18 protein-coding genes are annotated in these 20,980 nt (G+C 64.7%); 7 read left to right on the top strand and 11 right to left on the bottom strand.

Features of this window, described 5'->3' with window-relative positions:
• Positions 1–19 precede the first annotated feature (19 nt).
• The 4 genes from glgA (at position 20) to LPA36_RS15220 (ending at position 4,718) form a co-directional block, all read left to right on the top strand.
• Positions 20–1,480, top strand: coding sequence for a glycogen synthase GlgA (gene glgA / locus LPA36_RS15235; RefSeq protein ID WP_228877979.1), 1,461 nt, complete (start codon positions 20–22; stop codon positions 1,478–1,480).
• Positions 1,481–1,748: 268 nt separating this feature from the next.
• Positions 1,749–2,630, top strand: coding sequence for a pyridoxal kinase PdxY (gene pdxY / locus LPA36_RS15230; protein ID WP_228877975.1), 882 nt, complete (start codon positions 1,749–1,751; stop codon positions 2,628–2,630).
• 162 nt (positions 2,631–2,792) lie between these two features.
• A complete protein-coding gene (locus LPA36_RS15225) occupies positions 2,793–3,254 on the top strand; it encodes a hypothetical protein (protein ID WP_228877971.1) in 462 nt (153 codons plus the stop codon).
• Between the two features lie 312 nt (positions 3,255–3,566).
• Positions 3,567–4,718 carry a branched-chain amino acid ABC transporter substrate-binding protein gene (locus LPA36_RS15220; protein WP_228877967.1) on the top strand — a complete coding sequence of 384 codons (1,152 nt, stop codon included), beginning with the start codon at positions 3,567–3,569 and terminating at the stop codon, positions 4,716–4,718.
• A gap of 73 nt (positions 4,719–4,791) precedes the next feature.
• On the opposite strand, the gene LPA36_RS15215 is transcribed toward LPA36_RS15220, so the two are convergent.
• Together LPA36_RS15215 and LPA36_RS15210 are read right to left on the bottom strand one after the other, a co-directional pair.
• On the bottom strand, positions 4,792–6,627 hold the full coding sequence (locus LPA36_RS15215; protein WP_228877965.1) for a DUF3857 domain-containing transglutaminase family protein: 1,836 nt from the start codon (positions 6,625–6,627) through the stop codon (positions 4,792–4,794).
• Between the two features lie 56 nt (positions 6,628–6,683).
• Entirely contained in the window at positions 6,684–7,577 is an 894-nt protein-coding gene (locus LPA36_RS15210; RefSeq protein WP_228877962.1) for a helix-turn-helix transcriptional regulator, read from the bottom strand.
• 107 nt (positions 7,578–7,684) lie between these two features.
• Here LPA36_RS15210 and LPA36_RS15205 point away from each other — a divergent pair, with 107 nt between their 5' ends.
• Entirely contained in the window at positions 7,685–8,221 is a 537-nt protein-coding gene (locus LPA36_RS15205; protein WP_228877960.1) for a hypothetical protein, read from the top strand.
• Positions 8,222–8,245: 24 nt separating this feature from the next.
• Here LPA36_RS15205 and LPA36_RS15200 read toward each other — a convergent pair whose 3' ends face one another.
• Positions 8,246–9,478: an aminotransferase class I/II-fold pyridoxal phosphate-dependent enzyme gene (locus LPA36_RS15200; RefSeq protein ID WP_228877958.1), complete on the bottom strand. Its 1,233-nt coding sequence runs from the start codon at positions 9,476–9,478 to the stop codon at positions 8,246–8,248.
• 116 nt (positions 9,479–9,594) lie between these two features.
• Between LPA36_RS15200 and LPA36_RS15195 the strand changes: the two genes are divergently transcribed.
• Positions 9,595–10,446: a LysR substrate-binding domain-containing protein gene (locus LPA36_RS15195; protein WP_228877955.1), complete on the top strand. Its 852-nt coding sequence runs from the start codon at positions 9,595–9,597 to the stop codon at positions 10,444–10,446.
• Positions 10,447–10,459: 13 nt separating this feature from the next.
• Here LPA36_RS15195 and LPA36_RS15190 read toward each other — a convergent pair whose 3' ends face one another.
• From LPA36_RS15190 to hutH, 8 genes are all read right to left on the bottom strand, one after another.
• A complete protein-coding gene (locus tag LPA36_RS15190; protein WP_228878841.1) occupies positions 10,460–11,125 on the bottom strand; it encodes a hypothetical protein in 666 nt (221 codons plus the stop codon).
• 321 nt (positions 11,126–11,446) lie between these two features.
• A complete protein-coding gene (gene hutG / locus LPA36_RS15185) occupies positions 11,447–12,262 on the bottom strand; it encodes an N-formylglutamate deformylase (protein ID WP_228877953.1) in 816 nt (271 codons plus the stop codon).
• Positions 12,263–12,342: 80 nt separating this feature from the next.
• The gene (locus LPA36_RS15180) at positions 12,343–13,734 is read right to left on the bottom strand and encodes a formimidoylglutamate deiminase (RefSeq protein WP_228877951.1); all 1,392 of its coding nucleotides are present in this window, start codon (positions 13,732–13,734) and stop codon (positions 12,343–12,345) included.
• A gap of 37 nt (positions 13,735–13,771) precedes the next feature.
• Positions 13,772–14,992, bottom strand: a complete 1,221-nt coding sequence (gene hutI / locus LPA36_RS15175; protein ID WP_228877949.1) for an imidazolonepropionase — start codon at positions 14,990–14,992, stop codon at positions 13,772–13,774.
• A gap of 62 nt (positions 14,993–15,054) precedes the next feature.
• Entirely contained in the window at positions 15,055–15,672 is a 618-nt protein-coding gene (locus LPA36_RS15170) for a HutD/Ves family protein (RefSeq protein ID WP_228877948.1), read from the bottom strand.
• A 3-nt stretch (positions 15,673–15,675) separates the two neighbouring features.
• Entirely contained in the window at positions 15,676–17,364 is a 1,689-nt protein-coding gene (hutU, locus tag LPA36_RS15165; RefSeq protein ID WP_228877946.1) for a urocanate hydratase, read from the bottom strand.
• 32 nt (positions 17,365–17,396) lie between these two features.
• Positions 17,397–18,092 (bottom strand): histidine utilization repressor, encoded by a 696-nt coding sequence (hutC, locus tag LPA36_RS15160; RefSeq protein WP_228877944.1) that lies wholly within the window; start codon positions 18,090–18,092, stop codon positions 17,397–17,399.
• A gap of 12 nt (positions 18,093–18,104) precedes the next feature.
• Entirely contained in the window at positions 18,105–19,628 is a 1,524-nt protein-coding gene (hutH, locus tag LPA36_RS15155; protein WP_228878838.1) for a histidine ammonia-lyase, read from the bottom strand.
• A gap of 373 nt (positions 19,629–20,001) precedes the next feature.
• On the opposite strand from hutH, the gene LPA36_RS15150 reads away from it, so the two are divergent.
• Complete coding sequence (locus LPA36_RS15150) at positions 20,002–20,904, top strand: NAD-dependent epimerase/dehydratase family protein (RefSeq protein ID WP_228877941.1); 903 nt, start codon at positions 20,002–20,004, stop codon at positions 20,902–20,904.
• Positions 20,905–20,980: the final 76 nt, after the last annotated feature.

The raw sequence follows: 20,980 nt of genomic DNA, 5'->3' as shown, positions 1-20,980 counted from the left end.
TCGACGAGGAGTCTCACTTATGACGACGCGCGTCCTGCACGTCGCGAGCGAGCTGTATCCGCTCCTGAAGACCGGCGGACTCGCCGACGTGGTCGGCGCCCTTCCGCCCGCGCTGATCGAACGTGGCGCCGATGTGCGCGCCCTGCTGCCGGGTTTTCCGCCCGTCGTCAGCGGTCTCGCCGATCTGCGGCCGGTGGCCGACCTCGGCAGCCGCTTCGGCGCGGCGCGCGTGACGCTCGAACTCGGCACGCTCGCAGCGACGGGCCTGCAGGTCTACATCATCCGCGCCGACGCGCTGTACACGCGCCACGGCAACCCGTACCTCGACGACGATCATGTGCCGTACGGCGACAACGCACAACGTTTCGCGCTCCTCGGCTGGACGGCCGCGCAGCTTGCGCAGCACGTGGATGCTTCATGGGCGCCGCAGATCGTTCACGCGCACGACTGGCACGCGGGTCTCGCGCCGGCCTATCTGAAGGCAGCCGAACGCGCGCAGGGCAAGCCCGTCGCGCGCAGCGTCTTCACGGTGCACAACCTCGCGTATCAGGGCATCTTCCCGGCGCAGCAGTTCGGACAGCTCGGCCTGCCGGCGGATTTCTTCGACATGCATGGCGTCGAGTTTTACGGCCAGCTGTCGTTCCTGAAAGCTGGGTTGTATTACGCCGACCGCATCACCACCGTCAGCCCGACCTACGCACGCGAAATCCAGACGCTCGCGCAAGGCGGTGGCCTCGACGCGCTCCTGCGCGAACGCGCGCACGACCTGAGCGGCATTCTGAACGGCGTCGACTATTCCATCTGGTGCCCGGCGAACGACGCCGTCCTCCCCGCGCGTTACACGAGTTCGCGTCTTGCAGGCAAACGCGCCTGCAAGGAAGCGCTGCAAAAACGCTTCGGCATCGCGCAGAAAAGCGACGCGCTGCTGTTCGGCGTGGTGAGCCGCCTGACGGAACAGAAAGGTCTCGACCTGCTGCTGGCCGCCCTGCCGGAAATCATCAAGCGTGGCGGCCAGCTCGTCGTGCTCGGCACGGGCGACCCGGCGCTTGAAAACGGCCTCTTGCGCGTCGCGCAGGCGCATCCGGATGCGGTCGCCGTCGAGCGCGGTTTCGACGAGGCGCTCGCACATGAAATCGTCGCGGGCAGCGATGTGATTGCAGTGCCGTCGCGTTTCGAGCCCTGTGGGCTCACGCAGCTTTACGCGCTGGCGTACGGAACGCTTCCGCTCGTGCATTGCGTTGGAGGTCTGGCGGATACCGTGGTCGACGCGTCGCTCGAAAACCTCGCGGACGATCTCGCAACCGGATTCGTGTTCATCCACTTCGTGCCCGACGCGCTGCAAGGCGCGATCCGGCGTGCGTTCGCGCTCTACGCGCGGCGCACCGAATGGAAAGCCACACAGCAACGCGCGATGCGCCAGGACTTTGGCTGGGGCGCATCGGCAGAACAGTATCTGGCGCTGTATCGCGGGCTGCTTTAAGCCTCGCGGGCCGCACGGGCTGGCCGCGCCGACGCCCATCGCAGGACCCGCGAAAACGCGCCGACCTGATGGTTCGACGCAACAACGCGGGGCCGGATCCGGTCCACAAGCGCCAAAACTCGGGTATTGTTCCTGAATGCGCTGCAGCACACGCGATCGGCTGGCATCGTCGTGAGCGGCCGGGGTCTACGCTTCCAGCGGCCAGCTCGCGAATCCTTTTCCATTTCACCGCAAGTGGCGCGCAACGTCCGCGCCGGCGAAGCACACCATGAAAAACGTCCTGAGCATTCAGTCGCACGTGGTTTTCGGTCATGCGGGCAACAGCGCCGCAGAGTTTCCGATGCGCCGCCTCGGCGTCAACGTGTGGCCGCTCAATACGGTGCAGTTCTCCAATCACACGCAATACGGCCACTGGACGGGCAGCGCGATCGACGCCGCACAGATGGAAGAACTCGTCGACGGCATCGGCGCGATTGGCGTGCTGCCACGCTGCGACGCGGTGCTCTCGGGCTATCTGGGCGCGCCCGACCAGGGCGAGGCGGTGATCGAAATCGTGCGCGCCGTGAAGGCCGCGAACCCCAACGCGTGGTACTTCTGCGATCCGGTGATGGGTTCGGCGCCGGGCGGCGTTTCAGGCGGCTGCAAGGTCGAGCCGGGCATCCAGGAGTTCCTCGTGCGCACGATGCCCGAAGTCGCCGACGGCATGGCGCCCAACCATATCGAACTGCAACGGCTCGCCGGACGCGAAATCGAAACCGTCGAGGAAGCCGTCGCCGCCTGCCGTGAAGTCATCCGGCGCGGGCCGAAGATCATGCTCGTGAAGCATCTGCTCGACCGCAATTCGCCCGCCGACCGTTTCAACATGCTCGTCGTCACCGAGCGCGAAGCGTGGATGGGCCAGCGTCCCCTGTATCCGTTCGCGCGCCAGCCGGTCGGCGTCGGCGACCTGACGAGCGCGGTGTTCGTCGCGCGCACGTTGCTGGGCGATCCGGTGCGCTCGGCGTTCGAACATACGCTTGCGGCCGTCAACGCGGTTGTCAAGGCGACGTGGGAAGCGCACCGCTACGAACTCGAACTGGTCGCGGCGCAAAATGAGATCGCGCATCCGCGCGACTGGTTCGACGCGTGGGTCGTGAACGAAGCGGATTAAGCGCGCGAGCCCGCCTTGTCCGCTGACGACCGGCATCTGTGCGCGGTCGCGCAACGTCCTATAATTCGTGCCCGGGCGGCTCGCCTTTTTCGGGCGGGCCGGCCATATAAGGCGATATTCATCGCACCACGCGCGTCACCGCAACAAGGCAAAGAGGCACAGATGGACGGACACATCCGCAGCGAGCGGGAAGAGATTTTTGAGGATTTGTGCATCAGCGTCGACGCCGACGAAGCACACGAACAGGAAGCCATCGAGTACTTCGAGAGCCAGTTCGGCGAGGCGGACTTCGATCCCGCTCAATGGCTCGACATTGCGCTCTACTATTCCCCGGCGGTGGCGGGCGGCATCGTCGATCTCGTCACGCCTGACGACAAGGCGCGCAGCAACATCGCTGAAATCATCGCCGACAATCTCGACATCTCGTACGGCGAGGACGAATGCCAGCAGTTCGCCGAGACGATCCAGTTCGCGATGGCGAACGGTATCCCGGTCGATCTCGACGTGCTGCTCGACGGCTGCATGCGCGCCATCGACGATCTCGACACCTGGGCGGAAGACGACGTCAAGGAACCGCTCATTCGCCTGCGCGAAGAACTGCTGCGCCTGCAAGGCGAGCATTGATATGCCGGCTGGCGCACCCGCGCCGGCCTCTGATTGCCACGCCCTCTCCGCCGCCCGCTGTGGCTGCGCCTTCCGCCTCTGAGGTCATACCCTGGTCTCGCGCCTGCGCCACCTGTGCTGAAATGCGCAGTCAAAGCGCCGCGAACTGCCAAGACGGCCTCAAATTGGCTTTCTATATTCGCGCCAGAATGATCATCACGATCGGGCTGGTTGTGGACCGCTTCGTTTGCTGTCGTTTGCATGAGTCGCTGTGCCCGTCCTGCCCGTACCGTCAGTTTCCGTTTGTGAACCTTGTCGATGGATGGAGAGAACATGAGTCTTCGCAAGACGATGCAACCCTTCGCCGTGCTGGTCGGCGCTGCCCTGACGCTCGCACCGCTGTCCGGCTTTGCGGAAGATCTGCCAGTCAAGGTCGGCTTTGCCGCGCCATTGACGGGCGTGAATGCGGGCTATGGAAAAGACCTGCAAAACGGCGTGCGGCTCGCGATCGACGAGGCGAATGCACAGAAGATCAAGATCGGCGACAAGGTCGCGCATTTCGATCTCGTTTCCGAAGACGATCAGGCCGACCCGCGTATCGGCGTGCAGGCCGCGCAGAAGCTGGTGGACCAGGGTGTCTCGGTGGTCGTCGGCCACTTCAACTCGGGCACGACGATTCCGGCTTCGCAGATCTATGAGCAGGCCGGCATCCCGGTCATCGACCCGGCTGCGACGAATCCGACGATCACGGGCCGCGGTTTCGCCAACACGTTCATGGTGATTTCCACCGACGCGCAAAACGCCGGCAACGCGGGCGTCTACGCCGTTGAAGTGACGAAGGCTAAACGCATCGCGATCATCGACGACCGCACGGCGTTCGGTCAGGGCGAAGCCGACGAGTTCGAAAAGGCGGTGAAAGCGCATGGCGGCACGATCGTCACGCGCGAATACACCGACAACAAGGCCGTCGATTTCAGCACCCAGCTCACGAAAATCAAGTCGACCAACGCCGACCTGATCTTCTTTGGCGGCCTCGACACACAGGCAGCCGGTCTCGCCAAGAAGATGAAGCAGCTTGGGATGACGGCGCAGCTCGTTGGCGGCGGTGGCGTCGAGGACCCCGAGTTCATCAAGCTCGCGGGCGATGCGGCCGAAGGCGTGATGGCGTGGGAATACGGCCGGCCGCTGTCGCAACTGCCGGGCGGCAAGGATTTTTCGGCGAAGTTCAAACAGCGCTTTGGCGTCGACATCCTGTCGTATTCGCCGTTCGGCTACGACGCGGCATGGGCGGCGATCAAGGCGATGCAGGCCGCGAAGTCGACGACGCCTGACGTGTACCGTCCTGCGCTCAAGAGCATCAGCTTCGAAGGCATCACCGGAACGATCGCGTTCGACAGCACCGGTGCGCTCAAGAACGCGTCCTCGACGCTGTATCAGGTCAAGGGCGGCACGTGGGTGCCGGTTGTGACGAAGAGCGGCGTTTAAGCCTGACTCGCGTTTCCGATGTGACGTTCGCGCTGCGCGCCTCTCGCGCTTTGGCCAGACAGCGCGAACGTCTTTAACGCCCTGCAGCCTTCACGACGATCTGCGAAAACGCGTCGCGCTCGATCCTGACCAGCGCGGCCCGGGCCGCCGCGAACTCTTCCGGCGCACACATCTGATGGCCGAACTCGGCGTGCAGTTGCCGTGTGACCTGCAACGTCCGTGACGCCGGATCAAACACATAGTGCGATACGTAATCCAGCGATGCGACGTGAACCTCCGCGTCGCGCGGGATGTCGGTCACGCGCAGACTGGCCGGCAGCGAGATCTGCGCGGTTTCATCGAAGTCGCCGCCGATGCACACATAAGGTTGCGTGCGCACCGGTTCGGCGAGCCACGCCAGAACCTGTGTCGCAATTCCACCGGAAAGGCTCGACAGGGCCGGCAGCGCCGTCGTGCCGTCAGGCCACGCGAAATGCTCGACCGTGCCCTCGATCGTGCTCGTGAACGGCCCCTGCGTCGCTGTGAGGTCACCGGTGCGCACTTGTGCCGTGCCTTGCAGCCCCGTCTGGCGCAGACGGTCGACGGCGATCTGTTGTGCCCGCAGGCGCGTTGAGCGGCGGAACATGTTGCGCTCGGGTTCCGCCGTCGAGCCGGAATCCTCGACGCGATACGTGTATGCCGCGTTGCCGTCGGCGCCGATGTCGAACTGCAACCGCACGCTGCGCCCGCGCGGCTGCGTAGCGGGCGTGCGCGACAGCACGCCCTCGTTCACCAGCAGCACAGGCCGGTCCATCACGCCCGCCGGTAGAAAGCCAAAGCTCGTGCCGCCCGCGGAGGCATCCGCGTAAAGCCCCAGGTCCGGCATCCAGAGAATGGCGTGATTGATCGCGCTCGCGCCGTATCCCGGCACCGATGGCAACGTGTAAACCGGCCCCAGATTCAGCAGCACCGCTTCGCTACGGATGCCGACCGCGGCGAGCAGCGCGCCATACAGGGCAACGTAATCCTTGCAGTCGCCGTAGCGGTTGCGCAGGATGTCGGTCGCGCGATGCGGCGTCGCCGCTGTCTCGCCCAGAAACAGCGCGACGTAACGCACGTTAAAGCGCATCCAGTCGTAAAGCAGTTGTGCTTTGGTGCGCGGGTCACCGGTTTGTGCCGTAAGCGATTGGGCGAGTTGCACGATGGCGGCATCGCTGGCGCTCGGGTCTGTAGCGGGCGACCGGTAGCGCTCGGCAAACGCGGCGTAATCCGGCGTAGTGGAAACCATCAGGCGGTCGCCCCACGTGACATAGCCCACTGCCCCACGCTCGGTCGGCGCGTAGGGGCCGTGGCGGTATTCGAACGTATAGCGTGTGCGACCGTTCTCCGTCACCGGATCGAGTGCGACGTAGCCGCGCGCATCGACATGCAATGGCAGCGTAGCCGGCAGGTCGAAGATCAGTTGCTGGAACTCAACGGGCTCGCGTTCGGGTTCGACAAAATACGAAAACGTGCCTGCCTGAAGGGGTATTGTGCGTTTCTTGCTGAAGACGAGGCGCACGCGCGCGCCGGGTTCGACGCCCGGAAAGATAACGGTACGCAGTACGCCGTCCTGAAACGTCGGCGCGCCCGCGGAACGCGGCTCCTGCACATCGCGAATCCCTTCCGGGCCGACCGGTCGCACGACGCCATCGCGGCCGATCGTCTCTGCGCTCAGCAACTGGATCTGCTCGATGTCCTTGTTGAACCACACGTAACGCTGTGCGACTTCGTCGACGCCGCTCGTCGTATTCGCGCGAAGCGTCGAGTCATCGCGCTCCTCGACGGAGCCGTCGCTCTGCACGACGAAGAGATGGACGTCACGTTCCAGCGTCGAAGGCGGAACGTCGTCGGCGCTCGTCGTGTCGGCTGCATGCGCGGAAGACAGCATGCAGCATGCCGTCAGGCACGATGTCAGCGCCAGTCGGTGCAGGACGCCGCGCCGCCTCATACGCGTTGTGCGCCGGACCGGTACGCGCGCGGACTGACGCCGAACTCGGCGCGAAATGCGTGGTTGAAATTTGATACGTCGTTAAAGCCGCAATCGAGCGCGACGTCGACGATTTTCGCGGTATCGTCGACGAGTCGCAGCGCGGCAGCGCGGATACGCGCACGCAGCACGTACTGATGGGGCGTCACACCCGTCACGCGCTGGAAAGTGCGAAGAAAGTGGAACTCGCTCATACCGGCTGCGCATGCGAGCGAGTGCAGCGTGTGCGCTTCGTGAGGCGCGTCGTCGATCATCCGCGCAGTCTGCGGGACGCGCGACGATGCCACCGCGGTGGGCAACGACGCGCTTCTGCGATGTTCCGACACGACACTTAACGTCCGTGCCGCCAGTTCGACAGCGAACTCGTCCCACGGAGCCTGAAGGGAACCACTCGCGCCGGCGCACGCCCGGACCACACATGGCGTCAGCGCCCGCAATGGCGGCACACGTACCTGCCGGAACACGCGTTCGCTGCCACGTATGCCGAGATCCGCTGCGAGCTGACCGAAATACGGACGGGTGTAGCTGACCGAGACGCAACGGTCGCCCGCGCCATGACGATGGCCGCATTCAAAGCATTCGCCGGCGTTGCCGAGCAGCAGCGAACCGGGCGTCAGCAATTCGCGACCGGCCGCCGCGCGATAACCAAACGATCCGGCGACGATCATCGCAATGCACACGCCCTCGTGCCGCTCTTCGAACGGACGGTCGCGCGGGCCGAATGTGCACAGCACGTCGCGAATAGCCCAGCCTTCGCCCGTTGCGAGTGTGCGGGCGCGTGTCTCGCCCCGCGCACCTTCGCGCGTGCGCCGCGCCAGCGCCTCCTGCAGTTCTATGGCAATTTTCCCCAAGATTTCACCTCGTCCCGCCCGGTACGCTTGTTTTATCACATCGGCGGCAAACGCGGTTTCGCTGCGTATGCCGCTATCGATAACTTCGACGAAGCACGGGAGAACGGATGATGAACGTGACGGACGGAATCACTGAAGCACTCGTGGCCCACGGCCGCGCAGCCGGGATCAGCGAAGCCGACGACGCCTATGGCTGGCTCGCCGGAAGCTGGGAACTCGACGTGCTCCATTACCGCACCGACGTGCGTGCACAGGAGTTGAAGGCCGAAGCGCATTTCGCGTGGGTGCTGGAAGGCCGTGCGGTCCAGGACGTCTGGATCATGCCGCGACGCAATGGGCGCACACCGGCGTGCGGCGCAGACACGACGATGTACGGCACCACATTGCGGGTCTGGGACGCGGCATTGCACGCGTGGCGCGTCACGTATATGAACCCCGGTAGCGGCCAGCGCGACGAACTCATCGGCCGGCGCTTGGGGCGCGATATCGTGCAGATCGGCGCGCATGCGGATGGCACGCCGATCCGCTGGAATTTCACCGATATCACGCGCGATTCATTTCACTGGACCGGTGTTGCGCTCGAACCGGACGGCGTGACCTGGCGGCTCGAAGCCGAGTTTCTCGCGCGACGCGTGGCCCGGTAATCATGCGATGCGGTGCGGCGCGCCTTACAGCCCTTGCGTGTGGCATGACGCTTCTTCGATCGCGCGCAGCAGCGAGAGCGCGATACCCTCTGCGGCAATCCGCACCTCGTCGAGCGATGGAAACGAAGGTGCAATGCGCAGATGGCGGTCATCCGGATCGACGCCGTATGGATACGCGGCGCCGGCCGGCGTGAGCACGAGACCGGCTTCTCCCGCCAGTTCGACGCTGCGCTTCGCCCGCCCGGCTGGCGTGTAAAGGCTGATGAAATAGCCGCCTTCCGGCGCGTTCCAGGACACGCCCGGCACGCCGCCGAGCAGTGTCCCGAATACCGCGGCAACGGCATCGAACTTCGGCTTGAGCAGCGTGCGGTGACGGTCCATCAATCGTTCGAGCCCGGCACGGTCGCGCAGAAAGCGCACGTGGCGCAGCTGGTTCAGCTTGTCCGGCCCGATCGTGCGCACGCCGGTGTGCTTCTGCCACCACGCGACATTGCGCGGCGACGAAGCGAGAAACGCCACCGATGCGCCCGCAAGCGTCACCTTCGAAAGCGACGCGAAGACGAGCGCGCGATCCGGGTTCCCGGCCTGCGCGCACGCTGCGATGATGTCGGGGGTTGCATGACGCGTTTCAGTCAGATGATGAAAGCGGTAAGCGTCGTCCCACATCACGCGAAAATCTGCTGCGGCAGTCTTCATCGATGCAAGACGCTGCGTGGCTTCATGTGACCAGCGTGCGCCCGTCGGGTTGCTATAAAGCGGCACGCACCAGATGCCCTTGATCGAAGCGTCGTCGCGCACCTGTGTTTCGACGAAATCCATATCCGGACCGTCGTCGTTGAACGGTACGGAGATCATGCGGATGCCCAGCGCCTCGCAGATCGCAAAGTGCCGGTCGTAACCGGGCGCGGGGCACAGAAACGAAACGCTGTCCTCCCTGCACCACGCGTTGCCGTCCGGCACGCCATGCAACATGGCGAACGCCAGCGCATCGTGCATCAGTTCGAGACTCGAATTGCCGCCCGCAATGACCTGTGCCGCCGGAACGTCCAGAAGTGCCGCGCCGAACTCGCGCGCCTCGGGCAGGCCCGCGCCGTGTCCGTAGTTGCGACAATCGATTCCATCGCGTGACAGGTAACCCACCGTGCCGGCTTCATCCAGCAATGCCCGCGACAGATCCAGCTGTTCGGGCGACGGCTTGCCGCGCGACATGTCGAGGCGCATTCCCAGTTTTCTGAAGTCATCGTAGGTCGTCGGCATGGCGTCTTGTGCGGCCGCACGAGCCGCAATGAGTTGAAGTGCGGCCAGTATGCCGGTCACCCTGCATTCAGACAAACGCGTTATATTGAACGTTCCGATCAGTTTTCCTGATACCGATGAAAGCACTCGATCTCGATGTTCTCTCGATGGTGGTCGCCATTGCGGACGCCGGCAGCTTCGTGCGCGGCGCGGCACTCGTGCATCGCTCGCAGTCGGCCTTGAGCATGCAGATCCGCGCGCTCGAAGAAGCGCTCGGCAAGCCGCTTTTCATACGTGGACCGCGCAACGTCACGCCGACCCACGACGGCCTCGTGCTGATCGCGTACGCGCGCCAGATGCTCGCGTTGCGCGACGAGGCGTGGGCCTCGATGGTTCATCCCGAGGTGAAAGGCCGCGTGTCGATCGGCGTACCGGACGACTACGCGTCGTCGCTGCTGCCCGCGGTGCTGCGCAAATTTTCCGCGACGTATCCGAAGGTCGAGATTCAGGTGATGGGTTTGCCGAGCAGCGCGCTCGCGCCGCTGGTGCGCGACAACAAGATCGACCTCGCGTGCATCACACGCGTGAAAGGCCTGAGCGGCGACTTTATCCGCTTCGAACCGATGGTGTGGGCAGGTGCCGCGACGGGCCGCGAAATCTGGAAGGAACGGCCGTTACCGATCGCGATGTTCGGGGTGGGCAGCGTGGCGCGCGCGAACGCAATTCATGCGTTGCAGCGCGCGAAGATCGCCTATCGCACGTCGTACGAAAGCCCGAGCCTGATGGGGCTCTTCAGCATGGTCGAGGCGGGCCTCGCGGTGGCGCCCCTCGCCCGCTGCGCGGTGCCGCCGCATCTCGTGCAATTCGGGCGCACGCACGGGCTGCCGAAGCTGCCGGAACTCGAAATCGTGCTGGCGCGCAGCGCGCGTTCAAACCGGCCGCCGTGCGACTTTCTCGCTGAACAGATCCTGACCGATCTGCACGTCTAGCCGCCGGCCGCGCTCATTCGCCCTCGCCGAGCTGCGCGAGCAGTTCCTGCAGTTTTTCGACGTGCCGCAACAGCAGTTCCCGATGTTTTTCGATCTGTTCGAGACGCCCTGCGAGATCGGCGTGCACGTGGCCCTCGATTTCGGTTGCGGCAAGCACGTCTTCCACTTTCGCGCGCACCGATGCCAGTTCGACCGGCGGATGGCTCAGATAGCGCTCGAAACGTCGCACGTCCTGTATCGCGAGATCGCGCACCTTGCGAAAATGGGCCAGCCGACGATGCGACTCCGCGTCGAACGCTTCTTCTTCGGCACGCTTTGACGGCGGCGCCTGCCCGAAAATCGGTTCAGGCGGACGCAGCACGGTCTTCTTGCGCACCGGGTGCGCCGTGCCGCGAAAACGTGCAAGCGGCGATTCGTTGTCGATCGCGGAACGGGCGCCTTCGGGAATATCGCCCGCGGTACGTGGCGTATCCATCCAGCCGGACGGCAGGCCCGTCACGGCTTCGACACCGCGCACGAATTCCTCGCTGAATTCACGCTGGCCCGTCAGCATCAGTTTCAGATAGCTCGCGGAGAACGTCATCATCCGTGCAAGACGCGCCGCAGCACCCACCTCGCGGGTCAGCAAAACCAGGTTGGCCCGCCACACCGTCAGCTGCGCTTCGTCAGAATCTTCCATCGTCGGGTCATCCATCTTTTCTCCCCCGATGTCGTCGTCACGCCACCGCGCGGCGTGCGCCGCGCGCGTCTCATCTGCCTGAAGGGTAGTCGCATCGCCATGCTGCGCGCAACCCGCGCGCGGGCATGCGTTGCGCTTCTGCATTGCAACGGTTTGCAGAACGCAGGACGTGCTGAATTGACCCGGTTGAGCCGCGGGCGTTCCTTAAGCATGGAAATGAGGCCCCGCTGCGGCGCACAGCCGCGCCGGGGGCCCCTCGGGGTTGAACATTGAATTGCTGGCGCGCTCTATGCTTCTATTTTTACGCCGACGTTACAAACCTCAGACAGCTGCCAGAACGCGCGCCATTGCGCCTTTGACCAGCGTTTCAAGCAGCGGCTCGACCTGGGCCGCGCGTGCTTCGTCATACGAATAGGGCATTTTTTCCTGCATGTACGTGATCTGCGTGAGTTCGAGCTGAACCGCGTGCACGCCCTTCTCCGGCTGGCCATAGTGCCGCGTGATGTAGCCGCCCTTGAAGCGGCCGTTCGCCACGCCCGTATATCCGCCGTGCTTCGCGACGATATCGGCCAGTTCGTCGGCGAGACCCGGTGCGGCGCTCGCGCCGTTCGACGTGCCGAAATTGAAATCCGGCAGACGCCCCTCGAAAAAACGCGGCACGTGCGAGCGGATCGAGTGTGCCTCCCACAGCAGCACCTTGCCGTGTTTTGCCTTCAGCGTTGCGAGTTCGCTTTCGATCGCCTCGTGATACGGCTTCCAGTACGCATCGCGACGGCGCACGATTTCGGCGTCGTCAGGCAGATGGCCTTCGCGATAGAGCGGTTCCTTGTCGAACGTATCGACAGGCAGCAGGCCGGTCGTATCCTGGCCCGGATAGAGGTTCGCGCCGTCGGGCGGGCGGTTCAGGTCGATCACATAGCGCGCGTGCACCGGCATCAGGATCGATGCGCCGAGGCGCTTTGCGAACGCATACAGGCGGTCCAGATGCCAGTCGCAATCGTCGGTACGTGCGGCCGCGGGCGTCATGGTCGCGGCGATGTCGTCGGGAATGCGCGTGCCGACGTGCGGAATCGAGATCAGGAGCGGCAGGCTTCCCTGATGCAGCGAGAAAACTGGCGTGGAATTCGATGCAGTCATGTCAGTCCGGGGTCAGTTCGATGCACTTCACGGGCGGTTCCGGCAAGCCGGCTCCGCCTTTCGTGAATTCATGCAGTCATTCATTTCAACAGTTCAGCGAGTGCGACGCGATATTGCGACCACGCGCGTTCCTCATCGCGATGCCGACGGTTGTCGACGACCTTGTCGCCACCCGCAAACACATCGCGTACCGGCGTCTCGCCGTGTTCACAGAATACGACACCTGAGAGCCACGCGTCAGGCGCATGTTCCGCGATACTGGCGTGGTTCGCGTCGAGCACGAGCCAGTCCGCGCGATGGCCCGCCTGCAGCGCGCCCACCGCACGCCCGGTTGCCCGCGCACCGCCTTCGAGCGCCGCACCGAACAGCCGGTCGGCCACGTGCGTCGCATCGGCGGATGCCAGTACGTTGCGCTGACGCCGCGACAGACGCTGGCCATATTCGAGCAGCCGCAACTCCGAACGCCAGTCGACGCCGATATGGCTGTCCGACCCGATGCCAAAACGCCCGCCTGCTTCGAGGTATTCCTGTGCAGGAAAAATGCCGTCGCCGAGATTTGCTTCGGTCGTGAGACACAGGCCTGCCACTGCGCCACGCTGCGCCAGCTCTATTGTCTCTGCTGCATCGACGTGCGTCGCATGCACGAGGCACCAGCGCGAATCGACGTCGAAGCGGTCGAGCAGCCACTGCACGGGCCGTGCGCCTTCGGTTTCGAGGCACGCGTCGACTTCGGCGGTCTGCTCCGCGATATGGATGTGCACAGGCGCGCCCGGCGACATCGCGTCGAGGCCGCCCAGCAGCGCGCGCAGCGAATCGCCGGAGACCGCGCGCAGCGAATGCGGCGCAACGCCGTAACGTAGCGACGCGTCTTCGGGCCGTGCCATACGAAGCCCGTCCAGCAGATCGAGCAGACGCTCCGGCGTGTTGATGAAGCGCCGCTGGTCCTCACGCGGCGAGAGCGCCCCGAAGCCGCTGTACTGGTAAAGCACAGGCAACATCGTCATGCCGATGCCGCTCGTCTTCGCTGCATCGACGACGCGTGCGGCCAGTTCTGCCGGACTCGCGTAACGACTGCCGTCGGGCGCGTGATGGACGTAGTGGAATTCGCACACGGACGTGTAGCCCGCTTTCAGCATCTCGATGTAGAGCCACTGCGCGATCGCAGCGAGCCCTTCAGGCGAGATGCGTGCGGCGAAGCGATACATCAGGTCACGCCAGCTCCAGAACGTATCGGTGGCGTTGGCGCGGTATTCGGTAAGGCCGGCCATCGCGCGCTGGAACGCGTGTGAATGGAGATTCGGCATGCCGGGCACAACAGGGCCCGCTGCACGCGTCACGCCAGCAGGCGCGGTGCTGTCCGGCGTCACGGCCGTCAGGATGCCGGCGGCGTCCCATTCGAGCAGCACGTTACGACGCCAGCCGCCCGGCAGCCAGGCGTCATCGGCAAACAGCGATTGAACGGATTCAGTCATCGTCGAACCTTGTGAAGAGTGCGTGCGCGGCGCGGCTTCAGGCGCTGCGCCGTGTGTGGACCGTCTCGCCCGCGCGCACGACGCGCGTGCACAACGGACGGCCCATCCAGTACGCGAGTTCCGCGAGCGTATCGACGGACCACACCGCGAAATCCGCCTGACGTCCGGCCGCAAGCGTGCCGTGTCGTCCCGCCTGTCCGAGCGCGCGTGCGGCATGCGTCGTCACGCCTTGCAGCACTTCGGGTACGGTCATGCGAAAGAGCGTCGTCGCCATATTCATCATCAGCAACAGCGAAGTTGCGGGCGACGTGCCCGGATTGCTGTCGGTGGAAATCGCGATCGGCACGCCGTAACGACGCAGCAGATCGAGCGGCGGCAGTTGCGTTTCGCGGATGAAGTAGTACGCGCCAGGCAGCAATACGGCAACCGTGCCCGACGCTTTCATCGCGGCCACGCCCGCTTCGTCGAGGAATTCGAGGTGATCCGCGGAGAGCGCGCGATGTCGCGCGGCGAGCGCCGTGCCGCCGCTGTTCGACAACTGCTCGGCGTGCATCTTCACCGGCAGCCTGCGACGCTCAGCGGCTTCGAAAACGCGCTCGCTTTGCGCGAGCGAAAACCCGATGCGCTCGCAGAACACGTCGACGGCGTCGACGAGGCCTTCATCGGCGAGCGCGGGCAGCATCCGTTCGCAGACTTCGGTGATGTAATCGTCTGCGCGGCCGGCGAATTCCGGCGGCAACGCGTGCGCGCCAAGAAACGTCGTGTAGACGGAAACCGGATAGCGTTCGCCGAGGCGTCGCGCGACGCGCAGCATCTTGCGCTCGCTCGCCAGGTCGAGGCCGTAGCCCGACTTGATTTCGACCGCCGTGACGCCCTCCGCAAGTAGCGGTTCGAGCCGTGCAGCCGATTGCCGGAACAGCGTGTCTTCGTCGGCGGCACGCGTCGCGCGCACCGTCGAGACAATGCCACCGCCCTGCTTCGCGATCTCTTCGTAGCTCACGCCGGCAAGGCGTTGTGCGAATTCATCGGCGCGCTGGCCGCCATACACGAGATGCGTGTGGCAATCGACGAGGCCCGGCGTCACCCACGCGCCGCCCAGGTCTTCGCGTGACCACGTTTTGTATTCTTCAGGAAGCGCATGCGACGCGCCGAGCCAGGCAATCTGGCCGTCGCGCACCGCGATTGCCGCATCGGATATGGTCTGATCCGGGTCGCCTTCTGCGCAGAGATTCAGGTGATGCCAGACGGTGTGCTTCATCGCGTGCTCATTGCCATGTGGATGCAAAAAAACGCGGCTTCGATGTTTCGAAGCCGCGTCCGTCATGTGTAGCGAACGCCGATTGCGAGGATCGCACCCGCTTCTGTGTCTGCCTTTACGCACTTCACCGTGCACGCCAGCGCGTGTGCGGCATCGATGCGCAACGTGTCGTTGTGTGTGAGGAGAAACGGCGCGCGTCCGTTGAACGTGATTTCAGCCGCGCCCGCAGCGCAGAACAGCAACACGACGTCCGCCGTCAGCGTCTGTTGCGATTCGCCGCGCCAGACTTCGACGTCGCCCGTTGCCGCGCCACGCCGCACCATCAGGTTGAAGTCGCGGGTCGCGCCGTCGACAAGCCGCGCATCGATCGACGCCTCGCCTTTGAAGCGCGCGATATCGAGCGGCTGCGTGAGCGCATGCGTGTGACCTTCGGCGTCATCGAGCAGCATGCCCGCGCCCGAGAGCAGCACCAGCGTGCGGTCGATGCCCGCGAAACGCGAGAACGGCCCCGGCTGCGCCACATCGGCGACGCTCACGCGCCACACGAATGTATCGAGCGCCGCGCCTTGCGGCTCGACCGCGATTTCGCGCGTGACGCCGCCGCCGTTCTTCCACGGCGACGCCACGAGATCCGCGCCACGCAGCAACGACACCTGCGTCGTATTCAACGCCTGCGGCATCGGTCAGCGGCCGAGCATCGGCAGATTGAGGCCGGCCTCGCGCGCCGTTTCCTGCGCGAGTTCGTAGCCGGCATCCGCGTGACGCATCACGCCCGTCGCCGGATCGTTGAACAGCACGCGGCCAAGACGCTCCTTCGCGGCATCCGTGCCGTCGGCGACGATCACGACGCCCGAGTGCTGGCTAAAACCCATGCCGACGCCGCCACCATGATGCAGCGAGACCCACGATGCGCCGCCTGCCGTGTTCAGCAGTGCATTGAGGAGCGGCCAGTCGCTGACTGCGTCGGAGCCGTCTTTCATCGATTCCGTTTCGCGGTTCGGGCTTGCAACCGAACCCGTATCGAGGTGGTCGCGGCCGATCACGACCGGCGCCTTCAGCTCGCCGTTCTTCACCATTTCGTTGAACGCCTGGCCGAGACGATAGCGATCCTTCACGCCGACCCAGCAGATGCGCGCCGGCAGGCCCTGGAACGCGATGCGTTCGCGCGCCATGTCGAGCCAGTTGTGCAGATGCGGATCGTCCGGAATCAGTTCCTTGACCTTCGCATCGGTCTTGTAGATGTCTTCCGGATCGCCCGACAGCGCGACCCAGCGGAACGGCCCCTTGCCTTCGCAGAAGAGCGGACGGATGTACGCCGGCACGAAGCCCGGGAAATCGAACGCGTTTTCGACGCCCATTTCCAGCGCCATCTGGCGGATGTTGTTGCCGTAATCGAGCGTGGCCGCGCCGCGTTCCTGCAGCGTGAGCATGGCCTGCACCTGCTTCGCCATCGACTGCTTCGCGGGCAGCACGATGCTGTCCGGCACGGTCTTCTGACGCTCGCGCCAGTCCTCGACGTTCCAGCCCTGCGGCAGATAACCGTGAATCGGATCGTGCGCGCTCGTCTGGTCGGTCACGCAGTCAGGTGTGATGCCGCGCGTCACACATTCGGCAAACACGTCGGCGGCATTGCCGAGCAGACCGATCGAAACCGGCTTGCCGGCTTTCTTCGCTTCTTCGAGCATGGCGAGCGCTTCGTCGAGCGTCGCAGCTTTTTTATCGACGTAACGTGTCTTCAGACGGAAGTCGATGCGCGTCTCGTCGCATTCCACCGCGATCATCGAGAAGCCTGCCATGGTGGCTGCGAGCGGCTGCGCGCCGCCCATGCCGCCAAGGCCGCCCGTCAGGATCCAGCGGCCCGACGGATCGCCGTTGAAGTGCTGGTTCGCGACCGAGAAGAACGTTTCGTATGTGCCCTGCACGATGCCCTGGCTGCCGATGTAGATCCAGCTGCCGGCCGTCATCTGGCCGTACATCATCAGGCCCTTGCGGTCGAGTTCGTGGAAGTGTTCCCACGTCGCCCAGTGCGGCACGAGGTTCGAGTTCGCGAGCAGCACGCGCGGCGCGTCGGCATGCGTCTTGAACACGCCCACCGGCTTGCCCGACTGGATCAGCAGCGTTTCGTCTTCGTTCAGGTCCTTGAGCGATTTGAGAATCTGGTCATAGCAGTCCCAGTTGCGCGCGGCGCGGCCGATGCCACCGTACACCACGAGCGCATGCGGATGCTCGGCGACTTCCGGGTCCAGATTGTTCTGGATCATGCGGTACGCGGCTTCCGCGATCCACGTCTTGCAGGTCTTTTCGCTGCCGCGCGGCGCGCGGATCGTGCGGGTCGGGTCGAGACGCGGATCGATATGTTTCGGGTTGTTCATGGTGGTGGCCCTCAAATGCCCAGAGAGAAAGTTCAGAAGTGTCCGGTGAAGCGATAGCGGCTGCCGGGATGCCACAGGTTGGCCACCGAAGCGACCAGACCCTGCGACCACGTGCGTCGATGCAGCACGAGGCAGGCCTCCGTTTGACTCATGGTCAGAAGCTCGCGCGTTTCGTCGTCCGCGGCGAGCGCCTCGATGCGGTACTCGACGCGCTGCAGCGGCGCGACGCGCACGAGATACTGGTTCGGCGTCGTGTTCGTGAAATCCTGCAACGCGTATTCAGGTGCAACCGACGGATTGACCCAGCGTTCCTCGAGCTGCACCGGCTCGTCGTTTTCGAAATGCAGAAGACGCGAGTGAAAGAGCGGATTGCCGGCCTTCACCTGCATTTCCACGGCCAGCGCCTCGTCGGCAATCGTCGCGCCGACATGCATCACGCTCGCGTGATAGCGATGACCGCGCGCGACGATTTCGTCGGAGATGCTGCGGATCGCGACCAGCGTCGATTCGTACTTCGGCCGCGCGACGAACGTGCCGGAACCCTGCACGCGCGTGAGCACCTGCTCCGACGTGAGTTCGCGCAGCGCGCGGTTCACCGTCATGCGCGCGACGCTGAACTCGCGCGCCAGTTCGTTTTCCGACGGGACCTGGTCGCCTTCCGCCCATTCGCCCGCGTGAATGCGGCCGAGGATGAAGTCCTTGATCCCCTGATAAGCCGGTGCGTTCATGTCGCGTCGGCTTTACTGTTCGGAGACGAACGAGAGCGGCGCGTGCGCGGCGATCGTGCCGTTCTGCACGAGACGCGTGATCGCCACGATGTCCGGCGAGAAGTAGTGATCGAGCTCGTAATGCGCGACCTCGCTGCGCACGGTCTGCATCACGCGTTGCAGGCTCGGGCTCGTCTTGTGCGGTGCGCGCAGATCGATACCCTGGGCAGCCGCGAGCAGTTCGATCGACAGGATGTTCGCGGTGTTCTCCGCCATGTCGGCGAGCTTGCGTGCGGCGAACGTGGCCATCGAAACGTGATCTTCCTGGTTCGCCGAAGTAGGCAGCGAATCCACCGAAGCCGGATGCGCGAGCGTCTTGTTTTCCGAAGCCAGTGCGGCGGCCGTGACGTGCGCAATCATGAAGCCCGAGTTCACGCCGCCATCGCGAACGAGGAACGGCGGCAGACCCGACAGCGTCGCGTCGATCAGCAGTGCAATGCGACGCTCGGCGAGCGCGCCGATTTCGGCGACGGCGAGCGCGAGGTTGTCGGCGGCGAACGCGACCGGTTCAGCGTGGAAGTTGCCGCCCGACAGCACTTCGCCCGTGTCCGGGAAAATCAGCGGGTTATCGGAGACGGCGTTCGCTTCGATCAGCAGCACGTCGGCAGCGTGGCGCATCTGGTCGAGACACGCGCCCATTACCTGCGGCTGGCAGCGCAGGCTGTACGGATCCTGCACCTTGTCGCAATCGGCGTGCGAAACGTTGATCGCCGAGCCTTCGAGGAGCGAGCGATATGCCGCTGCTGCGTCGATCTGGCCTTGATGGCCGCGCAGTGCGTGGATCCGGTGGTCGAACGGCTTGACCGAGCCCATGGCCGCATCGACGGACAGCGCGCCGGACACGAGCGCCGTACGGTACAGGTCTTCGATCGCGAACATGTTGTAGAGCGCGAGCGCGGTGGAAGCCTGCGTGCCGTTCAGGAGCGCGAGGCCTTCCTTCGCCTGCAGCGTGAGCGGCTTCAGGCCCGCGACGCGCAGGCCTTCGGTGGCCGCCGCGCGCTCGCCGCGAATGAACACTTCGCCGATGCCGAGCAGCACGCCCGACATGTGCGCGAGCGGCGCGAGGTCGCCCGAGGCGCCGACTGAACCCTTCACCGGAATCACCGGCAGCACATCGGCGTTAAAGAGCGTGATCAGCGCGTTCATCACTTCGCGGCGGATCCCCGAGTGGCCGCGGCCGAGGCTCGACAGCTTCAGCGCCATCAGGAGACGCACGACCGGGCGCGACATCGGCTCGCCCACGCCGACTGCGTGCGACAGCACGAGGTTACGTTGCAGCAGTTCGAGCTGGTCGTGCGGGATATGCGTGCTGGCAAGGCGCCCAAAGCCGGTATTGATGCCATACGCCGGCTCGCCCTTCGCGGCGATATCCGCGACGGCCTGTGCGCCGGCATCGATGGCCGCGAAGCTGGCCGGGTCGAGTTCGAGCGTGACCTGCTCGCGGGCGATCACGCGGAGTTGCGGGAGGGTCAGGCTGCCGGGCGTAAGAATCATGATGAGAAATCCTGTCTATACAATTGAGTTTGAAGTGTAGCGTCGCGGTCTTGTCTATACAACTTGTTTTTGTGAGATTGGGACCAGGGGTTTCCAGTAGAAGCAGAGTATCCCTGCCTCGCCGGCCGTCCCCGCCTGAAGCGGACGCACCTCGCGCCGGCTGCTGTTGTCAGCCTTCGGCGCCATAACTTGTATATACACCCCCGTCGTGGCGGCCAGCAACCCGGACAAAAAGAACGGCGCGTACCCAGCGCGAAACCCGTGCATTCGTTGACTCAAAATCAAGATTCATTTGAGAAACGGCTACTTTTTGAAAAAGTCCGCCGGACGGATACTGGACGCCTCTCATCGCGAGTCAACCAGCAGGAGTCAGGTCATGAAAGTTTTCGTCACAGGCGCAGCGGGCTTTATCGGCGGTTCGATTGCGGCGGGCCTCGTGCGCGCCGGGCATCAGGTCGCGGGACTCGTGCGCCGCCCCGAACAGGCCGAAGCGCTCAAGCGCCTCGGTATCGAACCCGTCATGGGCGATCTCGACGACCGCGCGTTGCTGATCGCGCAGGCACAGGCCGCCGACGGCGTCATCAACGCCGCCAGCAGCGACCACCGTGGCGCAGTCGAAGCGCTGATCGAGGGCCTCGCCGGCTCCGGCAAGCCGTTTCTGCATACGAGCGGCTCCAGCGTCGTCGGCGATGCGTCCGGCGGCGAAGGCACGGATGCGGTCTATCACGAAGACCGCCTGCCCGAACCGACCGCCGACAAGGCGCCGCGCGTCGCGATCGACACCCTCGTGCTCGACGCCGCGACAAAGGGTATCCGCGCGAGCGTGCTGTGCAACACGCTGATTTACGGTCACGGCGCGGTACCGGGCGCAGAAAGCGTGCAGCTGCCGCGCCTCCTGCGTCAGGCGCAGAAAAGCGGCGTGGTGCGTCACGTGGGCAGCGGCGGCAACATCTGGTCGAACGTGCACATCGACGACGTCGTCGAGCTGTATCGTCTCGCGCTCGAAAAATCGCCGGCGGGCACGTTCTATTTCGTCGAAAGCGGCGAAGCCATGTTCCGCGACATGACGTCAGCGATGGCCGAAGCGCTCAGGCTCGGCAAGCCGCAGGACTGGCCGCTCGAAGAAGCGAAACAGGAATGGGGCTACGAGATGGCGTCGTACGGCCTCGGCTCGAACAGCCGCGTACGCGGTCAGCGCGCACGCACGCTGCTGGGCTGGAAGCCGCAGCGTACGTCGGTGATCGACTGGATCCGTCAGGAGATGCTGCGCACGGCTTGAGCTTTAGGCGTGGTCAAGTGCAGGAAATAGTGACAAGTGCGCAACACCGCACGTTGATGTAGCGGATCCGTAAGCT

The sequence above is a fragment of the Paraburkholderia saeva genome, from assembly GCF_907164555.1.
GTDB classification, from domain to species: Bacteria; Pseudomonadota; Gammaproteobacteria; order Burkholderiales; family Burkholderiaceae; genus Paraburkholderia; species Paraburkholderia saeva.
The sequence above is the reverse complement of the archived record's forward strand: the minus strand, read 5'-3'. Positions and strand labels throughout refer to the sequence as shown.